Here is a 20702-nt window from a genome sequence, read left to right on the forward strand (position 1 = left end):
CGCCGTATCGCCGGCAAAAATCAAAAACCGCTTATTTCTCAGCGTGATTGCTGATCGAATTGCCGAGGTGCGACATGTCCTGGCCGAATCCGTGCACCGTGTTGCAGCCGGCAAGACCGAGCAGGAGCCCGGCGAACGTGCCGAGTGCGAAGCGGCGCAATAGAGTGATGCGATCCATGTTCTTCATCATGCGATTTATCCGAGCTTGCGAATGTCGACGAAATGCCCTTCGATGGCCGCAGCCGCGGCCATTGCGGGGCTCACCAGGTGCGTGCGGCCACCAGCGCCCTGACGACCTTCGAAATTGCGGTTCGACGTGGACGCGCAACGCTCGCCCGGCTCGAGCCGGTCGGCGTTCATTGCCAGACACATCGAGCAGCCCGGCTCGCGCCATTCGAAACCGGCCTCGGTAAAGACCTTGTCGAGGCCTTCACGCTCCGCCTGCGCCTTCACGAGACCCGAACCCGGCACGACCATCGCCAGACGGATGTTCGGCGCGACGCGACGGCCGAGCTTCTTCACGACGTAAGCCGCGGCGCGAATGTCTTCGATGCGCGCGTTGGTGCACGACCCGATGAAGATTTTATCCGGCTTGATCGACTCGATCGGCGCGTTCGGCTCGAGCGCCATGTACTTGAGCGCGCGCTCCATCGCGTCGCGCTTGACCGGGTCCTTTTCGCGCTCCGGATCCGGCACGCGGCCGTCGATCGGCGTGACCATTTCCGGCGACGTGCCCCAGGTGACCTGCGGCACGATTTCGGCGGCGTTCAACTCGACCACGCGATCGAAATGCGCTCCGTCGTCCGACTTGAACTGCTTCCAGTACTCGACCGCGTGATCCCACTCGACGCCTTGCGGCGAGAACGGACGGCCTTTCAGGTATTCGACCGTGGTGTCGTCGACGGCGACCATGCCGGCGCGCGCGCCCGCTTCGATCGCCATGTTGCAGACCGTCATGCGGCCTTCCATTGTCAGCGAACGGATCGTCGAGCCGCCGAATTCGATCGCGTAGCCGGTGCCGCCCGCGGTGCCGATCTTGCCGATGATCGCGAGCACGATGTCCTTCGCGGTACAGCCGCGCGGCAATTGGCCCTCGACCTTCACGAGCATGTTCTTGCTCTTCTTCTGCAGCAGCGTTTGCGTGGCCAGCACGTGCTCGACTTCCGACGTGCCGATGCCGTGCGCGAGCGCGCCGAACGCGCCGTGCGTGGACGTGTGCGAGTCGCCGCAGACGATCGTCATACCCGGCAGCGTGGCGCCCTGTTCAGGCCCGATGATGTGAACGATGCCCTGACGCAGGTCGTTCATCTTGAACTGTGTGATGCCGAAGGCGTCGCAGTTGGCGTCGAGCGTGTCGACCTGCAGCTTCGACACCGGATCGGCGATGCCGTGGCTGCGGTCCGTGGTCGGCACGTTGTGGTCGGACACAGCCAGGTTCGCGCTGATGCGCCACACCGGACGCTGGGCGATTTTCAGGCCTTCGAACGCCTGCGGGCTGGTCACTTCATGCAGCAGGTGACGGTCGATGTAGAGAATCGTGGTGCCGTCGTCTTCCGTGTGGACCACGTGCGTGTTCCACAATTTGTCGTAGAGAGTCTGTGCCATGGTATGCGGAGTAGTAGTGACTGCGGGCTGACTGTGTCGATTGATTATGCCACGCTGCGCACCGCGGTGGGCTGCTCAGCCGACGAAAAAACCGATAAAAAACATGGAGTTGGCTGGTAGTGGCAATACCTGTATCGTCGTTACCCGGCAAGTGTTGGCCCCAGCGACGCCAATGCGCCGCATGCGCGACGCCTAGCTGCCGCCGAAACGGAAAACGCCCCAACGGTAGACCCGTTGAGGCGTTTCATTCACCCCCAATTCGCGCTTGTGCACGGCACGAATGCCGCTGCGAAGCGCGCGTATCGAGGTCGATCAGCGATCAGCGCTGTGCGATCGGCTTCGCTTCACGCAGCGTCTCGCCGATGAACAGCTGACGCGGACGGCCGATCTTCTGCTCAGGATCGGCGATCATTTCGTTCCACTGCGCGATCCAGCCGACCGTGCGTGCCATCGCGAAGATACACGTGAACATCGACGTCGGAATGCCCAGCGCGCGCTGCACGATACCCGAGTAGAAGTCGACGTTCGGGTACAGCTTGCGCGACACGAAGTATTCGTCTTCGAGCGCGATCTTTTCGAGTTCCATCGCGAGCTTGAACAGCGGATCGTCGTGCAGGCCCAGCTCTTCGAGCACTTCGTAGCAGGTCTCGCGCATCAGCTTCGCGCGCGGGTCGTAGTTCTTGTACACGCGGTGGCCGAAGCCCATCAGCTTCACGCCCGAGTTCTTGTCCTTCACCTGCTTGATGAACTCAGGAATGTTGTCGACCGAGCCGATTTCTTCCAGCATGGTCAGCGCGGCTTCGTTCGCGCCGCCGTGCGCCGGGCCCCACAGACACGCGATACCCGCCGCGATACACGCGAACGGATTCGCGCCCGACGAACCGGCGAGCCGCACGGTCGACGTCGACGCGTTCTGCTCGTGGTCAGCGTGCAGGATCAGGATACGGTCGAGCGCGCGCACCAGCACGTCGTTGACCTCATACTCTTCGCACGGGTTCGAGAACATCATGCGCATGAAGTTCGCGCTGTACGACAGGTCGTTCTTCGGATACACGAACGGCTGGCCGATGCTGTACTTGTACGCCATCGCGACCAGCGTGGGCAGCTTCGCGATCATACGGATCGCCGACACTTCGCGGTGACGCGGGTTATTGATGTCGAGCGAGTCGTGATAGAACGCCGACAGCGCGCCGACCGCTGCGACCAGAATCGCCATCGGATGCGCGTCGCGGCGGAAGCCGCGGAAGAAGAACTGCATCTGCTCGTGCACCATCGTGTGCTTCGTGACGGTGCCGACGAATTCGACCTTCTGCTTCTGGTTCGGCAGCTCGCCGTTCAGCAGCAGGTAGCAAGTTTCGAGGAAGTCGGCGTTTTGCGCGAGGTTGTCGATCGGGTAGCCGCGGTAGAGCAGTTCGCCCTTGTCGCCGTCGATGTAGGTAATCGCCGAATTGCACGCCGCCGTCGACATGAAGCCCGGGTCGTACGTGAACTTGCCGGTCTGGCCGTACAGTTTGCGAATGTCGATCACATCCGGGCCAATCGTGCCCTTGTAAATCGGCATTTCGACGCTCGGCGAATTGTCGCTGAACGATAGCGTGGCTTTAACATCTGACGGGGTCATAGCACATCCTCAATCGAAGTATGGATACAGGGTTTCGATAATTGCACGCCTGGAACAACGGACTGGCGGCGCTCAAGCGTTGCGCAGCAACTCCAGAACCCGGACCACGTCCGGGTCGGCCAGATCGCCTTCTGGTTCCTTGCGCGCGAGCAGCAAGTCCATCAGGTCGTTATCGCTCAGCTCGAGCAGGCGCGTAAGTGCGCCCACGTCGGCATCGCTGAGGTCATGCTCATATCGGCTGAAAAAACGCTCGAAAATCAGGTCGTTTTCCAGCAGGCCCCGCCGTGCGCGCCAGCGAAGACGCGCGCGGCGGAGAGGGTCGGACTGATGCGATGTTTCGGTCATGTCGGTACACCCCGCGCCGCGCCCGGGCGCACTGACCGCCCTCTCGGGGGCAGCGCGCGCCAGGGAGCGCGGAGCTCATTGATACTAGACAGCGCGGCGAACCATCAATTCCTTGATCTTGCCGATTGCCTTGGTCGGGTTAAGGCCCTTCGGACAAACGTCGACGCAGTTCATGATGGTGTGGCAACGGAACAGACGATACGGATCTTCCAGGTTGTCGAGGCGCTCGCCGGTTGCCTCGTCGCGGCTATCCGCGATGAAGCGGTAGGCTTGCAGCAGACCAGCCGGGCCGACGAACTTGTCCGGATTCCACCAGAAGCTCGGGCACGACGTCGAGCAGCTCGCGCACAGAATACATTCGTACAGGCCGTCGAGCTCGTCGCGTTCTTCCGGCGACTGCAGACGTTCCTTTTCCGGCGGCGGCGTATCGTTGATCAGGTACGGCTTGATCGAGTGATACTGGTTGAAGAACTGCGTGAAGTCGCAGATCAGGTCGCGCACGACGGGCAGGCCCGGCAGCGGACGCAGCACGATCTTCTGCGGCAGGTCGTTCAGGTTCGTCAGGCACGCGAGGCCGTTCTTGCCGTTGATGTTCATTGCGTCCGAACCGCACACGCCTTCGCGGCACGAGCGACGGAACGACAGGGTTTCGTCGAGCGCCTTCAGCTTGATGAGCGCGTCGAGCAGCATGCGTTCGTGCGAGTCGATTTCGATCTCGTACGTCTGCATGCGCGGAGCGGCGTCCTTGTCCGGATCGTAGCGGTAAATTTCAAATGTACGCTTGGCCATTTCTCTGAATTCCTTTGACTTGTGCCTTAGAAGGTACGCGCTTTCGGCGGAACCGATTCGACGGTCAGCGGCTTCATGTGAACCGGCTTGTAGTCGAGGCGATCGCCTTCGCTGAACCACAACGTATGGCGCAGCCAGTTTTCGTCGTCGCGATGTTCGAAGTCGTTCTGCGCGTGCGCGCCACGGCTTTCCTTGCGCGCTTCGGCGGAGACCATCGTGGCGCGTGCCACTTCGATCAGGTTCGCCACTTCGAGCGCTTCGATGCGAGCCGTGTTGAACACCTTCGACTTGTCCTTCAGATGGATGTTGTCGACGCGTGCCGCCACTTCACGGATGGCCTCGACGCCTTCGGACAGCAGAGCCGAGGTACGGAACACACCAGCGTGCTTCTGCATCGTGCCGCGGATGTCGTTCGCGACCGACTGTGCGTACTCGCCCGACGACGAGTTGTCCAGCTTCGCCAGACGCGACAGCGCGAAGTCGGCTGCATCGGCCGGCAGCGGCTTGTGTTCCTTCAGTTCCTTCACGTGCTTGACGATGTGGTTGCCGGCAGCGCGGCCGAACACCACGAGGTCGAGCAGCGAGTTCGTGCCGAGACGGTTCGCGCCGTGCACCGACACGCACGAGCATTCGCCCACTGCGTAGAAACCGTTGACGACTTCTTCGGGGCCGCGCGGCGTCCCGACCACCTGACCGTTGATGTTCGTCGGGATACCGCCCATCTGGTAGTGGATGGTCGGCACGACCGGAATCGGCTCTTTAATGCAGTCGACGTTCGCGAACTTCAGCGCGATTTCGCGGATCGACGGCAGACGCTTCATGATCGTCTCGGCGCCGATGTGCGACAGGTCGAGCAGCACGTGATCCTTGTTCGGACCGACGCCGCGGCCTTCCTTGATTTCCTGGTCCATCGAACGCGAGACGAAGTCGCGCGGCGCCAGGTCCTTCAGCGTCGGCGCGTAGCGTTCCATGAAACGCTCGCCGTTCGAGTTACGCAGAATACCGCCTTCGCCGCGCACGCCTTCGGTGATCAGCACGCCCGCGCCGGCCACGCCGGTCGGGTGGAATTGCCAGAATTCCATGTCCTGCAGCGCGATGCCCGAACGGGCCGCCATGCCGAGGCCGTCACCGGTGTTGATGAACGCGTTGGTCGATGCCGCGAAGATCCGGCCCGCGCCGCCCGTGGCGAACAGCGTGGTCTTGCCTTCGAGGATGTAGACGTCGCCGGTTTCCATTTCCAGTGCGGTCACGCCGAGCACGTCGCCGTCGGCGTCGCGGATCAGGTCCAGCGCCATCCATTCGACGAAGAATTGCGTCTTGGCAGCAACGTTCTGCTGGTACAGCGTGTGCAGCAGCGCGTGACCGGTACGGTCAGCCGCCGCGCAGGCGCGTTGCACCGGCTTTTCGCCGTAATTCGCGGTGTGGCCGCCGAACGGGCGCTGATAGATCGTGCCGTCCGCGTTACGGTCGAACGGCATGCCGAAGTGTTCGAGTTCGTAGACGGCGTTCGGTGCTTCACGGCACATGAACTCGATCGCGTCCTGGTCGCCGAGCCAGTCGGAGCCCTTGATCGTGTCGTAGAAGTGGTAGTGCCAGTTGTCTTCGCTCATGTTGCCGAGCGAAGCGCCGATGCCGCCCTGCGCCGCGACCGTGTGCGAACGCGTCGGGAACACCTTGGACAGCACGCAGACCGACAGACCGGCACGCGCGAGTTGCAGCGACGCGCGCATCCCCGAGCCGCCCGCGCCGACGATGACGACGTCGAAGCGGCGACGCGGCAGAGAATTCTTGATTGCAACCATGCTTTTATACTCTCCAGAGAATCTGCGCAGCGTAGCCCGCACATGCGAGCAGCCAGAGGATCGTCAGCACCTGGAGGACGAGACGCGTGCCAACGGGCTTCACGTAATCCATCCAGATGTCACGGATACCAACCCACGCGTGGTAGAACAGCGAGAGAAGCGTGACGAACGTGGCGAGCTTCATCCACTGCGTCGCGAAGATCGACGCCCAGCCGTCGTACGAAAAGTCGCGCGCGAGGAAGAACCACGCGAGCAGAATCACCGTGTACACCGCCATCACGCAGGCGGTGACGCGTTGCGCGAGCCAGTCGCGCAGACCGTAATGCGCGCCGACGACGAGACGCTTCGAACCGATTCGGTTATTGGCTGACATTTTTTAGAATGCTCCGAACAGTTTTGCCGCGAATGCGATGGTAAGCAGCGACGACACGACGATCACCACGATGGAGGTCGATTTGCCCTTCTCTTTCGACACGGCATCATGATTCGTATCCATCACGAGGTGACGGATGCCGGCGCAGAAGTGGAACAGGAAGGCCCACGCGAGAACCAGCGTGATCAGCTTGACGATGATGTTGGAGAGGAAGCCTTTGAATACTTCGAAGCTCAGTTCGGAAGTCAGGCTCTGATCGAAGAGGAACAGCAGGAACGGAAGGAAGAGAAACAACAAGGCACCGCTCACGCGATGCAGAATCGACACGCGCCCCGCCAGCGGGAGACGGTATGCCGTCAGTATTTGCCCAATACCGATGTTCCGGAATTCCGGCCTCGGTTTTTTTACGGCTTCTGCCATGCTAGACCCCTACTATGTAGTCACACTAATCCGCAATTTTAGCGCCTTTTTATATCGCGCTGCAGCGAAAACCACGCTGGGTCCTTTGCGGCGCGCGCATTAAAAGCGCCTTCCGATTGGCACGCGTGTGGGACGCCGCGCCTCGTTTCAGCCCGATTCAGCTCAGATCGTTCTGATAGTAATACCCGGTTGTGACATACCAACCTCGCCGGACTTCGACCGGCCGGTCCCCATAGGTATAGGACACGCGCTCGACCGACAGCAACGGAAAACCCGCCGGCACATGCAGCAGGTCCGCCACGGAAGGCTCCGCCGCGACCGCGCGGATTTTTTCCGTCGCGCGAATCATGCGGGTCCCGAATTCCGTCTCGAACATCGCGTAGAGGGGACCCTTGTACTCCGACAGCCGCTCGAGCGTGAGCCCACGGAACACGACGCCGGGCAGCCAGATTTCGTCGAGCACGGTGACTTCGCCGTCGAACTGCAGCAAGCGCTTGATCAGCACGACCGGATCGGCCGGCTTCAGATCGAGCTGCCGCGCGATTTCCGCCGATGCGCGCAGCCGCCGGCATTCCAGCAGACGGCTCACGTGCGGATGCTCGGCGCCGTCGTCGGCGAGCAATCTCAGGAAACGGAACTGCGCGCGCTCTTCGTTGTGCGTTGCAACGAATGTGCCCTTGCCCTGGCGGCGCACCAGCAGGTTGTCGGCGGCGAGTTCGTCGATCGCCTTGCGCACCGTACCCTGACTCACCTTGAAACGCGCGGCCAGTTCGACTTCACTAGGAATGATCTCGCCCGGCTTCCATTCGCCGCTTTCGAGGCTCTGCGTAATCAAGCCCTTGATCTGCTGATATAAGGGGCTGAAGGTAGGCGACGCGGCAGCGGAAACAGCGGATACGCCTTCGCCGGCGGCCCCTTGGCCATTCGGGTCTCACAGGATTCGCCGGGTTCGAATTCATGCGCGCATTTCATCATAAAGGGCTGGGACACGTCTAGGGTTTTCCCCGCGATAGATGTGTCTTATATAAGACATAAGATACTGTTGACTTTATCTGTTTCGACTCCTACACTCCTTGTCGAGCAAGGGTTTGCGGGATTTTGCGGCGCCTGTTTGATGCAGCGCCGCGACGCTCCGGCAGCCCCTCTGCACCATGCCGTCCCCTACGCAGTCCAGGTTTCGATTCGCCGCCATCCGTTGCATTCGCGCGCTGTCTCCGTGTTGCACCCGCTGGCCCGACGCTTGCCGAAACGCGCTGTTTGCAGGAGCCCGCACCGTGCAGTTGCGGCCCCGGCCCGGCGTAAGCCCTGGGCCATCCCGTCCCGCACCGCAGTACAGCTTTCCGGCACGGCGGTCTTGCCGTAACGCGCCGCCCGGTCTCGCCAATTCCGAGCCCGCACGCGAACAGTGAATTCCGCCGTGTTTCATCACGCTACGCTGAACGCGCATATAGAATGGCGTTTTCCCTAGCGTCTAACGCATCGTCCTGGAGATTTCTCAATGGCTAAGCCCGCAAAGCGCGTTGCCGTCACCGGCGCCGCAGGTCAAATCGCTTACTCCCTGCTATTCCGCATCGCCAATGGCGACCTGCTCGGCAAGGACCAGCCGGTGATCCTGCAACTGCTCGATCTGCCGCAAGCGCAAGCCGCCGTCAAAGGCGTCGTGATGGAACTGGATGATTGCGCATTCCCGCTGCTGTCGGGCGTCGTGATCACGGACGACCCGAAGGTCGCGTTCAAGGACGCCGACATTGCACTGCTGGTCGGCGCACGTCCGCGTTCGAAGGGTATGGAGCGCAAGGATCTGCTGTCGGCCAACGCCGAAATCTTCACGGTTCAGGGCAAGGCGCTGAACGACGTCGCCAGCCGCGACGTGAAGGTTCTGGTGGTCGGCAACCCGGCCAACACGAACGCATACATCGCCATGAAGTCGGCGCCGGATCTGCCGAAGAAGAACTTCACCGCGATGCTCCGTCTGGACCACAACCGCGCGCTGTCGCAACTGGCCGCCAAGTCGGGCAAGCCGGTCGCGTCGATCGAAAAGCTCGCAGTGTGGGGCAACCATTCGCCGACCATGTACCCCGACTTCCGCGTTGCAACGGCTGAAGGTCAGGACCTGACCAAGCTGATCAACGACGAAGAATGGAACCGCAACACGTTCATCCCGACCGTCGGCAAGCGCGGCGCGGCGATCATCGAAGCGCGCGGCCTGTCGTCGGCGGCATCGGCGGCTAACGCTGCGATCGACCACGTGCGTGACTGGGTGCTCGGCACGAACGGCAAGTGGGTCACGATGGGCATCCCGTCGGACGGCTCGTACGGCATCCCTGAAGACATCATCTACGGCGTGCCCGTGACCTGCGAAAACGGCGAGTACAAGCGCGTCGAAGGTCTGGCAATCGACGCGTTCTCGCGCGAAAAGATGGACGGCACGCTGCAGGAGCTGCTGGAAGAGCGCGACGGCGTTCAGCACCTGCTCGGCTAAGCATCTGATGCCGATGAACCGGAACTCCGAAGCGTCAGCGCGGCGGGTTCCGGTTTTTTTCGTGTGAATGGCCGTGCGATCATCGCCATTCGCCTCATTCGAACGTGCTTTGCCGTTGCCCGACGGCACTCGCGCAGAGCACGCCCGAATCCGACATCCTTAATTTTCACCACGCCCCACACGCCGAAGATGCGCGTTCTCACACCCGCCGAAGTGCTGTTTGAGGGCGAAGCGCCGCCCGCTGTGCTGCCTGCCTGCGATCACTACGCGGGCAGCGAAAAGCTGATGCTGAAGTCGCTCGCGTTACAGCAGCAACTCGGCCCGGTGTTCGATATCACGCTCGATTGCGAAGACGGCGCGCAGGTCGGCCGCGAGGCCGAGCACGCGGAACTGGTCGCATCGCTACTGGGCACCGGGCATGACCGCTTCGGCCGCGTCGGCGTGCGCATCCACGACTTCGCTCACGCGCACTGGCGCGACGACGTACGCCTCATTCTGCGCGCCGCAAAGCGAGCACCCGCTTACATCACGCTGCCGAAAATCCGCAACGTTCACGATGCCGCCGAAATGATCGCGTTCATCGAGGCGACGCGGCGCGAGCTCGGCCTCGCGCAGCCGGTGCCGGTGCAGTTGCTGGTCGAAACCCACGGCGCGCTTACGCGTGTGTTCGAACTCGCCGCGCTGCCGGGCGTCGAGGCGCTGAGCTTCGGCCTGATGGACTTCGTCTCCGCGCACGACGGCGCGATCCCCGATACCGCGATGCGCTCGCCGGGCCAATTCGATCATCCCCTCGTGCGGCGCGCGAAGCTCGAGATTTCGGCGGCCTGCCATGCGTTCGGCAAGGTGCCGTCGCACAACGTCAGCACCGAAGTGCGCGACATGAGCGTGGTCGCGAACGACGCACAGCGCGCCCGCAACGAGTTCGGCTACACGCGCATGTGGAGCATCCACCCCGCGCAGATCGAGGCGATCGTCGCCGCGTTCGCGCCGCGCGACGAAGAAATCGCGACGGCCGCCGAAATCCTGCTGGCCGCGCAGTCCGCGCATTGGGGCCCGACGCGTCATGGCGATACGCTGCACGACCGTGCGAGCTACCGCTATTACTGGTCGGTGCTGCGCCGCGCGCAAACCACCGGCCGCGCTGTTCCACAAGAAGCGGCGCCGCTTTTCGCGCAAGTGGGCGCCAACGGACAGTCGGTGACATAAGCGACGCGTTTTTCAAACGGCAGCGATGAGCCGGCACACAGGAGAAGGCGGAACATGAGCGAGACGACGCAAGCCGCTGGCGCAACAGGCGGCAACGAAACGCAAAGCGGCTTCAAACCGAAAAAATCCGTCGCGCTGTCGGGCGTGACTGCGGGCAACACCGCGCTGTGCACGGTCGGCAAGACCGGCAACGATCTGCACTATCGCGGCTATGACATTCTCGACATCGCCGAGGCGTGCGAATTCGAGGAGATCGCGTATCTGCTGGTCCACGGCAAGCTGCCGACCCAGGCCGAACTGACCGCGTACAAGACGAAGCTGAAGTCGATGCGCGGCCTGCCCGCCAACGTAAAAGCCGCACTCGAATGGATTCCGGCCGCCGCGCATCCGATGGACGTGATGCGCACCGGCGTGTCGGTGCTCGGCACCGTACTGCCCGAGAAAGACGATCACAACCTGCCCGGCGCGCGCGATATCGCCGACAAGCTGATGGCCTCGCTCGGCTCGATGCTGCTGTACTGGTATCACTACTCGCACAACGGCAAGCGCATCGAGGTCGAAACCGACGACGATTCGATCGGCGGTCATTTCCTGCATCTGCTGCACGGCGTCGAGCCGTCGAAGGCGTGGGTCGATGCGATGCACGTGTCGCTGAACCTGTACGCGGAGCACGAGTTCAACGCGTCGACGTTCACCGGCCGCGTGATCGCGGGCACGGGCTCGGACATGTACTCGGCGGTCACCGGCGCGATCGGCGCGCTGCGCGGCCCGAAACACGGCGGCGCCAATGAAGCCGCGTTCGAAATCCAGTCGCGCTACCAGACGCCTGACGAAGCCGAAGCCGACATCCGCCGCCGCGTCGAGAACAAGGAAGTCGTGATCGGCTTTGGCCATCCGGTCTACACGATCTCGGACCCGCGCAACAAGATCATCAAGGAAGTCGCGAAGAAGCTGTCGAAGGAAGCGGGCAACACGAAACTGTTCTCGATCGCCGAACGGCTCGAATCGGTGATGTGGGACGCGAAGAAGATGTTCCCGAACCTCGACTGGTTCAGCGCGGTGTCGTATCACATGATGGGCGTGCCGACCGCGATGTTCACGCCGCTGTTCGTGATCTCGCGTACGGCAGGATGGAGCGCGCACATCATCGAGCAGCGCGTCGACAACAAGATCATCCGGCCAAGCGCGAATTACACCGGACCCGAGAATTTAAAGTACGTGCCGCTAAATAGGAGAAAATAGCGATCGCTGCGCGCTCCACAGCGCGTGCAGTTCAACCCGCGCGGCCGCCGGACCGGTCGTCCGCGCACTGTTTAACTGATTTTGATAGAAAGGTTTTCTCCATGAAAAAGCTGATGATCGCCGCCATGATTGGCGCCCTGTCCACGACGATGCTGACCGTCGCGACTGACGCCACCGCTGCGGACACGGCCACCACCACGAAGAAGCCGGCCACCAAGGCCGTCGCGAAGCGCCCGGAGCCGCGCCGCCTGATCAAGCGCAAGCCGAGTCCGGCGAAGGAAGCGAAGGTCGATCCGATCCCGGAAGGCGCTGAAAAGTGGGCGTGCAAGGACGGCCTTGCTTTCGAAATGAAAGGCGACATGAAGCGTGACCAGATTGTCACGGTTCACTGGGCGAACAAGAACTACAACCTGCCGCGCGAAGCGACCACGACGGGCGCCGACCGCTTCCACGATGCAGCATCCGGTATGGACCTCGTCGTGATCCCGACGAAGGCCATGCTGTTCCAGGACAAGGACAGCTCGCGTCTCGCCGACGAGTGCAAGACGGTCGCCATGGAACAGGGCGCGCCGGCTGCAACGCAATCGAACGCGATCAACAAGACCGGCAACTGATTTTCGCCGCCAGGGAAGCCCCCGATGTCCGCCCCGATCTCCAACGTACGACCCGCCCCGGACGCCGTCCTGGCCGAGATCGTCGACTACGTGCTGGATTACCGGATCGACAGCGCGCTCGCGCTGGAAACCGCGCGTCATTGCCTGATCGACACGCTCGGTTGCGGACTCGAGGCGCTTACCTACCCAGCCTGCACCAAGCTGATGGGACCGATCGTGGCAGGCACGATCGTCCCCAACGGCGCGAAGGTGCCGGGCACGTCGTTCCAGCTGGACCCGGTTCAGGCCGCCTTCAACATCGGCGCGATGATCCGCTGGCTCGATTTCAACGACACCTGGCTCGCCGCCGAATGGGGCCATCCGTCCGATAACCTCGGTGGCATTCTCGCGACGGCCGACTGGCTCTCGCGCACCGCCATCGCAGCCGGCAAAGCGCCGCTGACGATGAAAGACGTCCTGATCGCCATGATCAAGGCGCACGAAATTCAAGGCTGCATCGCGCTCGAGAACTCGTTCAACAAGGTCGGGCTCGATCATGTGCTGCTCGTCAAGCTCGCGTCGACCGCCGTGGTCGGCCAGCTGATCGGCCTTACGCGCGACGAGCTGATCAACGCGGTATCGCAGGCGCTCGTCGATGGGCAGGCGCTGCGCACCTACCGTCATGCGCCGAACACCGGTTCGCGCAAATCGTGGGCCGCCGGCGACGCGACCTCGCGCGCCGTGCGCCTCGCGCTGATCTCAAAGACCGGCGAGATGGGCTATCCGTCGGTGCTCAGCGCGAAAACGTGGGGCTTCTACGACGTGCTGTTCAACGGCAACGCGTTCCAGTTCCAGCGTCCGTACGGCTCGTACGTGATGGAAAACGTGCTGTTCAAAATCTCGTTTCCGGCCGAGTTCCACGCGCAAACCGCCGTGGAAGCCGCGCTCGCGCTGCATGTGCAGCTCGCCGCGCAGAGCCGGCGCGTCGAAGACATTCGCCGCATCACGATCCGCACCCACGAAGCGGCGATTCGCATCATCGATAAAAAGGGTCCGCTAAACAATCCGGCTGACCGTGATCATTGCATCCAGTACATGATCGCGGTGCCGCTGATTTTCGGCCGTCTGACGGCTGCCGATTACGAAGATTCAGTCGCGCAGGACTCGCGTATCGATGCATTGCGCGCGAAGATGGAATGCGTCGAAGACCCACAGTTCACGAAGGACTATCACGACCCGGAGAAGCGTTCGATCGCCAACGCACTGACGATCGAATTCAACGACGGGTCGAAGTTCGGTGAAGTCGTAGTCGAATACCCGATCGGTCATAAGCGCCGTCGTGAAGACGGTATTCCGTTGCTGGTCGAGAAGTTCAAGACCAACCTCGCGCGGCGCTTTCCGGTCAAGCAACAACTGGCGATTCTCGACGTATCGCTCGACCAGGCCAAGCTCGAAGCGACGCCGGTCAATGAATACGTCGATCTGTACGTCATCTAGGTTGAGTACTGTAGTTCCGCGATCCAAACCAAGGAAAACACCATGGCCCACAACCTCCACAAAACGCTCAAGGAATTCGACAGCGGTTCCGGCAAAGGCAAGTTCTACTCCCTGCCGCAACTCGGCAAGGCTCTGAACCTCAAGATCGACCGCCTGCCGGTCTCGATCCGTATCGTGCTGGAATCGGTGCTGCGCAACTACGACGGCAAGAAAGTCGCCGAAGAACATGTCACGCAACTCGCGAACTGGAAGCCGACCGCGGCGCGCGTCGACGAAATTCCGTTCGTCGTGTCGCGCGTCGTGCTGCAGGACTTCACCGGCGTGCCGCTGCTCGCCGACATCGCCGCGATGCGCGGCGTCGCGAAGGCCATCGGCAAGAACCCGAAGTCGATCGAGCCGCTGGTGCCGGTCGATCTGGTCGTCGACCACTCGGTGCAGATCGACCACTTCCGCGAGAAGAACGCGCTCGACCTGAACATGAAGCTGGAATTCCAGCGCAACAACGAGCGCTATCAGTTCATGAAGTGGGGCATGCAGGCGTTCGACACGTTCAAGGTCGTGCCGCCGGGCGTCGGCATCGTTCACCAGGTGAACCTCGAGTACCTCGCGCGGGGCGTGCACAAGAAGGCCGACGGCGCGGACACCGTGTACTACCCGGATTCACTGGTCGGCACGGACAGCCACACGACGATGATCAACGGCATCGGCGTGGTCGGCTGGGGCGTGGGCGGTATCGAAGCCGAAGCAGGCATGCTCGGCCAGCCGGTGTACTTCCTGACGCCGGACGTCGTCGGTGTGCACCTGAAGGGCAAGCTGATCGAAGGCGTGACTGCGACCGATCTCGTGCTGACGATCACCGAACTGCTGCGTAAGGAGAAGGTCGTCGGCAAGTTCGTCGAGTTCTTCGGCGAAGGCACGCGCTCGCTGTCGGTGCCGGACCGTGCGACGATCGGCAACATGGCGCCGGAATACGGCGCAACGATGGGCTTCTTCCCGGTCGACGAAAAGACCATCGACTTCTTCCACGGCACGGGCCGCACGGACGCGGAGATCTCCGCGTTCGAAAACTACTTCAAGGCGCAGGAGCTGTTCGGCATTCCGGGCGAAGGCGATATCGATTACACGAAGGTCGTCACGCTGGATCTCGCGACGGTCGCGCCGTCGCTGGCAGGCCCGAAGCGTCCGCAGGACCGCATCGAGATCGGCCACGTGAAGTCGACCTTCACCGACCTGTTCTCGAAGCCGGTCGCCGAAAACGGCTTTGCGAAGAAGGCCGCCGATCTCGACGCGCAATACACGACGAGCAACGGCGTCGACGTCAAGAACGGCGACGTGCTGATCGCCGCGATCACGTCGTGCACGAACACGTCGAACCCGAGCGTGCTGCTGGCCGCCGGACTGCTTGCGAAGAAGGCTGTCGAAGCTGGCCTGACGGTCGCTCCGCACATCAAGACGTCGCTGGCGCCGGGATCGCGTATCGTCACCGAGTACCTGACGAAGACCGACCTGCTGAAGTACCTCGACAAGCTCGGCTTCACGCTGGCCGCTTACGGCTGCACGACCTGTATCGGCAACGCGGGCGACCTGACGCCGGAACTGAACGACGCGATCACGAAGCACGACATCGTCGCGGCAGCGGTGCTGTCGGGCAACCGTAACTTCGAAGCGCGTATCCACCCGAACATCCGCGCGAACTTCCTCGCGTCGCCGCCGCTCGTAGTCGCATACGCGATCGCCGGCAACATCACGCGCGATCTGATGACCGAGCCGGTCGGCAAGGGCAAGGGCGGCAAGGACGTCTACCTCGGCGACATCTGGCCGACCAGCGAAGAAGTCAACGCGCTGCTGAAGTACGCGATGGATGCCGACGCGTTCCGCAAGAACTACTCGCAGCTCACGAAGAAGGGCGACCTGTGGAGCAAGATCGAGGGCGAAGAAGGTCAGGTCTACGACTGGCCGAAGTCGACCTACATCGCCGAGCCGCCGTTCTTCGGCAAGGACTTCTCGATGACGCCGGCTTCCAGCATCGCGCCGGTCAAGGGCGCACGCGCGTTGGGCATCTTCGGTGACTCGGTCACGACCGACCACATCAGCCCGGCAGGCTCGATCAAGGAAGACTCGCCGGCAGGCCGCTGGTTGAAGGAAAACGGCGTGCAAAAGGCCGACTTCAACAGCTACGGCTCGCGGCGCGGTAACCACGACGTGATGATGCGCGGCACGTTCGCGAACGTCCGTATCAAGAACCTGATGATCCCGGCGAAGGCGGACGGCTCGCGCGTCGAAGGCGGCCTGACGATTCACCAGCCGAGCGGCGAACAGCTGTCCATCTATGACGCAGCGATGAAGTACATCGACGCCGATACGCCGACCGTCGTGTTCGCGGGCGAAGAGTACGGCACGGGCTCGTCGCGCGACTGGGCGGCCAAGGGCACGCAACTGCTGGGCGTGAAGGCTGTGGTCGCACGCAGCTTCGAGCGGATCCATCGTTCGAACCTGGTCGGCATGGGCGTTCTGCCGCTGCAGTTCAAGGGCTCGGATAGCGTGCAGTCGCTCGGCATCACCGGCGAAGAAACCTACGACATCGAAGACCTCGGCGACGACTTCAAGCCGCAACAGGAAGTCACGCTCGTGATCCACGGCAAGGACGGCGACAAGCGCGTTCCGGTGCTGCTGCGTATCGACACGCCGATCGAAGTCGACTACTACAAGCACGGCGGGATTCTGCCGTTCGTGCTGCGCTCGCTGCTGGCTGCTTAAGCCTCGCGGCAACGCATACAGCCTCGCTGTTTTGCAGGGGCTGCGTCCTGTGGAGGGCGCAGCCGACTTTGAAGCCCGACCTCAGGTCGGGCTTTTTTTTATCGGCTCGCCGAACGCCACGGCTCGCGCGCCGCGCCGCGACTCCTCCATCACTTCAAGCCGAAATCGACCCGCGTCGTCGCACCCTTGTCCTTGATGTCGTCGGCATTCATCTTCGGCGCGACGATAAACACGCGGCTGCTGTCGATCTTGCCTTGCAGGTACTGCTGCACACTCTGCGCGCGCCGCTGCGCGAGTTGCCGCAAGCTCGCGTCGTCGATCGGCGCGTTGGCCGCGAGCGCGCTCTTCATGTCGTCGTCGGGCAGCGTCTTCGTCATGCCGATGAAGTTGTGCGGCTTCTTGAAGTCGGAGGACTTGTAGGCCTTGGTCAGATATTTGTCGTACTCTTTCTGATCGACCGTGACCGTCGACGGATCGACGCTCTCACCATTACCCACCGTGTCCTTGATCTTCTGCCGCTTGACCATCTGATCGACGTACTGCGTGCGCAGCGCCGGCTCGTCGACCTTCGGATCGACGCGTCCGATCAGGTCCATGCGGATCGACGGCTTGTCGGTGAGTGCCTTCACGATCGTGTCGAGTTTCTGCTTGTCGGCATCGGTGAGCGTCGCCGAGCCGGCCTCGAATTCGACGTAACCGAGGTCCTCACCATTGCCGCCGAACGCGTGCGCGATCAGCGTGAACGGCGCGGTCACCGCCTTTTCGAGCAGATTGAGCACCGCATGCCAGATCAGCCCGCCGATGCTGAACTCGGGGTTCGACAACGAGCCCGACACTGGCAGGTTCACGTCGATCTCGCCGCGCGAGTTCTTCAGCAGCGAGATCGCGAAACGCACCGGCAGTTTGGTCGCGGTGTCGTTGTCGATGTGATCGCCGAACGTCAGTTGATCGATGAACAGGTGGTTGTTCGCGTTCAGTTGGTCGTTCTCGAGCTTGTAATGCAGATCGACGTTGAGCTTGCCCTTCGTGATCGGATAGCCCGCGTATTTCGCCGAATACGGCGTCAGGTTGGTCAGCTCGATGTCGTGCGCGCTCGCGGTCAGATCGAGCGCCGGTTTCGCGATCAGCGGATTGATGGTGCCGCGGATCGTCAGCGGACCGTTGGCCGCGAGCTTCGCGGCCACGTCGACCGGCGCGGGCGTCGTCGATTCCGTACCGAACGCGCCGATCGTGCCCTGAATGGCGACAAGGTTCGCCGTGTAGTTCGGCTTGACGAAGTTGTCGGTATAGGTCACGCGGCCCTGCTGCAACACCAGTTGCCCGACGTGCATCTTGACCGGGTTTGCTGGCGGCCTCGCGGCCATGGCGCTGGCGACGGCCGTGGCGGCAGGCTTGCCGGGCGTTGCAGCAGATGCCGCGACCGGCGCCGACGCCGCGACTGCCTCAGACACCGCCTCGGGTGTCAGCGGAATCGGGTGCGAGCCGCTCTTGTCGCGCGTCAGCGACTGCGTCGTACCGCCCTCGTGCGCGACCACATCCTTCAGATTCAGCTTGCCTTGCGCGTCGAGCAGCACACGCCCATAGAACTTCGAGAACGTCACGCGGCCCGCGTCGACGACGGTGCCGTGCTCGTCGTAATCGGCCTTCAGGTTCGACAGCGCGAGCGAGCCCCAGCCCGCGAACGGGTCCGACGTCACCTTGTCGAGCATGCGCACGGCGACGAGCGCCATGTCGCCGCGAAAGTTCGCTTTCAGCGACTTAGCCTGGGTGACCGCGAGATCGCCGTTCGCGTTCAGCAGCGCGCTTGCGAGCGTCGCGTTCAGGCTGCTGCCGAAGTACGGCTCGAACGCGGCCGCGTCGAGCTGGTTCGCGTTGATCTTGACGGCCAGCTTTAGCGGCGTCGCGGTCACGTCGCCCTTCACCGCGAGCGTGCCCTTCTTGTTCAACGTCGCTTGCAGGTCGACCGGCAGCGGACGGCCCAAGTCGTCGCTGATCTGCCGCACCTTCAGCTGCACTGGCGTAAAGCTCAGCTTGACCGGCTGCGGCGTCGTGTTGTCGGTGAAATCGGCGGTCGCGTCTTTGAGCGTCAATTCGGCGATCTTGTAGCGCCATGCGGGGCCTTCGGCCTGCGCTTGTTTCGCCGCGTGGATCGCCGTGCGCTCCGTCGCCTGTTGATGCGCCCTCGCGAGCGCATCCAGATTGATGGTGCCGTCCTTCAGGCGCTGCGCGTCGACCGCGAGACCGGTTACGTCTACGCTCGTCACGTCGGCCGTGCGCGCCGCGACGTCGACCTGTTTGACTACCACGTTGCCCTGCCCGAGCGAGATCACCGGCGTCTTGCCGCCGCGCGCCGCGAGCTTCACCGCCTGCATGTCCAGCTGCGTGTCCGCGACCGTCAGCGCCATCGGCGACTTCGACCAGTTCGCGTCGATATTCGTCGTCGCGGACAACGCGCCGTCGAGCACCTGCGCGGACGTCGCGGTATCCAGATACGGCTGCAACGGCGGCAGCTTCAGCGACTTCAGAACGAGCTTCGCGCTCGCCGTCTTCGCCGCGAGGCCGACCGTGCCATCGGCGGCGAGCGAACCGCCAATGTTCTTCAGGTTCGTGTTCAGCGTGTAGTGCGCTGGCGCCGACGCGAGCGTCGAGAAATCGGTCAGCGTAACCGCGAGGTTTTGCAGCCCGGCTTCTACCGGATGCGACACGGCTTCGTCGTGTACGTTCACGGTGCCGTCGTTGAGGGTGAAACGTTTGATCGCGACGTCGAACGGCGGGGCCGCCTTTTCGGCGGCGGCGGTTTTGGCGTTGGCATTCGCGTCCGCGGTTTCCTTTGCCGTGGTTTTTTCCGGCGCGGGCGCGAACATATGCTCGACGCTCAATACGCCGTCCTTGTCGCGCGCGAGGCTCGCGCTCGGCGCGTCGATGCGGATATCGTCGAAGTGATAGATGTTCTTCAACGGTTCGAGCGATGCCGCCGCCACATGCACGGCGCGCGCCGCGAAAAACGGCGCCTTGCCCTGATCCTGCACGTTGACGTCGTTCAGATCGACGGTGCCGGCGACGCGCAGCGACGGCGTGTCGTTCGACATCTCGAAGTTCAGCTTCAGGTCGGTGGACAGCTTGCCCGACTGCACGATCACCGGCAGCTTCGACGGCGCGTAAGACACCAGCTTCGGCACGTCGAGCTCGTCGAAGCGCAGCGACACTTCCGACTCGCGCGACGCCGCGAACGGCTTGGTCCTGCCGTCGATCGCGAGCTGACTGTCGCCGTCGATGCGCGCGCGCAGCAGCGGCTCGACGAAGATATCGGTCTTCGACGGCAGCGTCGCGATGAACGGAATGCCGAGCTTCCATTGATCGATCACGTGGCTCGTGCCGAGCAGCCGGTCGTCGAACCTGATCTGGCCGTTTTCGACACGAATGTTGGAAACGGAGAACTGCGTCGGCTTGCTGTTCGGTTTTGCCGGCTGATTCGCGAATTTCTCGATCAGGTCGCTGAAATTGAAGTGCTGCGCATCGAGGCGAACGATATGAAAGCGCGGCGAATCGACCTGCACTTCATCGACGATGGGCGCGCCGCGAAACAGCGAACTCCACGACGGCTTCACGATGAGCCGCGAAATATCGACGAAGTCGCCCGCGCCGCCGCGCTCGCCGATATGCACGTTGTCGGCCTCGAAACGCAGTGTGTACGGATTGAGCGCGATGCGGCCGATCGACGCCGGCCGGTCGAGCTGCTTGCTCAGTTGCTGGCTGGCGATGTGGCGAATCAGCGGCGGCGCCGCGAAAAAGCCGAGCAGGCCGAACACGACGACGAAGATCAGCAGACCGACGAGAATCCGTCGCGTGCGGCGCGACTGCGCGACTGCGCGCACGGTCTGTATGGACGAGGCTAACGATGCTTTATTGAGGCTTGCCATGCTCGATGTGGAGGAATGCGGCGGCAAGCCCGCCGCGAAAAACAGAGATC

Annotated in this window: 15 protein-coding genes and 1 pseudogene; 6 read left to right on the forward strand and 10 right to left on the reverse strand. The window is 62.7% G+C overall.

Annotated elements, in window-relative coordinates; translation table 11 throughout:
* Nucleotides 1–31: 31 nt before the first annotated feature.
* The 9 genes and pseudogenes from OKW35_RS18890 to OKW35_RS18930 form a co-directional block, all read right to left on the reverse strand.
* Entirely contained in the window at nucleotides 32–190 is a 159-nt protein-coding gene (locus OKW35_RS18890; RefSeq protein ID WP_184057555.1) for an entericidin A/B family lipoprotein, read from the reverse strand.
* Between the two features lie 5 nt (nucleotides 191–195).
* Entirely contained in the window at nucleotides 196–1605 is a 1410-nt protein-coding gene (gene leuC, locus OKW35_RS18895) for a 3-isopropylmalate dehydratase large subunit (RefSeq protein ID WP_090808290.1), read from the reverse strand.
* A gap of 319 nt (nucleotides 1606–1924) precedes the next feature.
* Nucleotides 1925–3226 (reverse strand): citrate synthase, encoded by a 1302-nt coding sequence (gltA, locus tag OKW35_RS18900; protein WP_184057557.1) that lies wholly within the window; start codon nucleotides 3224–3226, stop codon nucleotides 1925–1927.
* A 72-nt stretch (nucleotides 3227–3298) separates the two neighbouring features.
* Complete coding sequence (locus OKW35_RS18905) at nucleotides 3299–3571, reverse strand: succinate dehydrogenase assembly factor 2 (RefSeq protein ID WP_018424116.1); 273 nt, start codon at nucleotides 3569–3571, stop codon at nucleotides 3299–3301.
* Nucleotides 3572–3655: 84 nt separating this feature from the next.
* The gene (locus OKW35_RS18910) at nucleotides 3656–4360 is read right to left on the reverse strand and encodes a succinate dehydrogenase iron-sulfur subunit (RefSeq protein WP_090808286.1); all 705 of its coding nucleotides are present in this window, start codon (nucleotides 4358–4360) and stop codon (nucleotides 3656–3658) included.
* 26 nt (nucleotides 4361–4386) lie between these two features.
* The gene (sdhA, locus tag OKW35_RS18915) at nucleotides 4387–6162 is read right to left on the reverse strand and encodes a succinate dehydrogenase flavoprotein subunit (protein ID WP_184057561.1); all 1776 of its coding nucleotides are present in this window, start codon (nucleotides 6160–6162) and stop codon (nucleotides 4387–4389) included.
* Nucleotides 6163–6166: 4 nt separating this feature from the next.
* Nucleotides 6167–6535 (reverse strand): succinate dehydrogenase, hydrophobic membrane anchor protein, encoded by a 369-nt coding sequence (gene sdhD, locus OKW35_RS18920; protein ID WP_184038008.1) that lies wholly within the window; start codon nucleotides 6533–6535, stop codon nucleotides 6167–6169.
* 3 nt (nucleotides 6536–6538) lie between these two features.
* Complete coding sequence (gene sdhC, locus OKW35_RS18925; protein WP_090808277.1) at nucleotides 6539–6955, reverse strand: succinate dehydrogenase, cytochrome b556 subunit; 417 nt, start codon at nucleotides 6953–6955, stop codon at nucleotides 6539–6541.
* Nucleotides 6956–7112: 157 nt separating this feature from the next.
* Nucleotides 7113–8071: pseudogene (locus OKW35_RS18930) on the reverse strand (GntR family transcriptional regulator).
* 382 nt (nucleotides 8072–8453) lie between these two features.
* On the opposite strand from OKW35_RS18930, the gene OKW35_RS18935 reads away from it, so the two are divergent.
* The 6 genes from OKW35_RS18935 (at nucleotide 8454) to acnA (ending at nucleotide 16732) form a co-directional block, all read left to right on the forward strand.
* On the forward strand, nucleotides 8454–9437 hold the full coding sequence (locus OKW35_RS18935) for a malate dehydrogenase (RefSeq protein ID WP_090808272.1): 984 nt from the start codon (nucleotides 8454–8456) through the stop codon (nucleotides 9435–9437).
* A gap of 189 nt (nucleotides 9438–9626) precedes the next feature.
* Nucleotides 9627–10643, forward strand: coding sequence for an HpcH/HpaI aldolase/citrate lyase family protein (locus tag OKW35_RS18940; protein ID WP_429352670.1), 1017 nt, complete (start codon nucleotides 9627–9629; stop codon nucleotides 10641–10643).
* A gap of 54 nt (nucleotides 10644–10697) precedes the next feature.
* Complete coding sequence (prpC, locus tag OKW35_RS18945) at nucleotides 10698–11885, forward strand: bifunctional 2-methylcitrate synthase/citrate synthase (protein WP_090808268.1); 1188 nt, start codon at nucleotides 10698–10700, stop codon at nucleotides 11883–11885.
* Nucleotides 11886–11986: 101 nt separating this feature from the next.
* Nucleotides 11987–12499 carry a hypothetical protein gene (locus OKW35_RS18950; RefSeq protein WP_184057569.1) on the forward strand — a complete coding sequence of 171 codons (513 nt, stop codon included), beginning with the start codon at nucleotides 11987–11989 and terminating at the stop codon, nucleotides 12497–12499.
* Between the two features lie 24 nt (nucleotides 12500–12523).
* The gene (locus OKW35_RS18955) at nucleotides 12524–13975 is read left to right on the forward strand and encodes a bifunctional 2-methylcitrate dehydratase/aconitate hydratase (protein ID WP_429552855.1); all 1452 of its coding nucleotides are present in this window, start codon (nucleotides 12524–12526) and stop codon (nucleotides 13973–13975) included.
* A 42-nt stretch (nucleotides 13976–14017) separates the two neighbouring features.
* Complete coding sequence (gene acnA / locus OKW35_RS18960; RefSeq protein WP_429352673.1) at nucleotides 14018–16732, forward strand: aconitate hydratase AcnA; 2715 nt, start codon at nucleotides 14018–14020, stop codon at nucleotides 16730–16732.
* A 149-nt stretch (nucleotides 16733–16881) separates the two neighbouring features.
* Here the strand turns inward: acnA and OKW35_RS18965 are convergent, their stop codons facing one another.
* Nucleotides 16882–20652: a DUF748 domain-containing protein gene (locus tag OKW35_RS18965; RefSeq protein ID WP_429552856.1), complete on the reverse strand. Its 3771-nt coding sequence runs from the start codon at nucleotides 20650–20652 to the stop codon at nucleotides 16882–16884.
* Between the last annotated feature and the right edge of the window lie 50 nt (nucleotides 20653–20702).

The organism is Paraburkholderia sp. MM5477-R1 (assembly GCF_050436385.1).
Lineage (GTDB): Bacteria > Pseudomonadota > Gammaproteobacteria > Burkholderiales > Burkholderiaceae > Paraburkholderia > Paraburkholderia tuberum.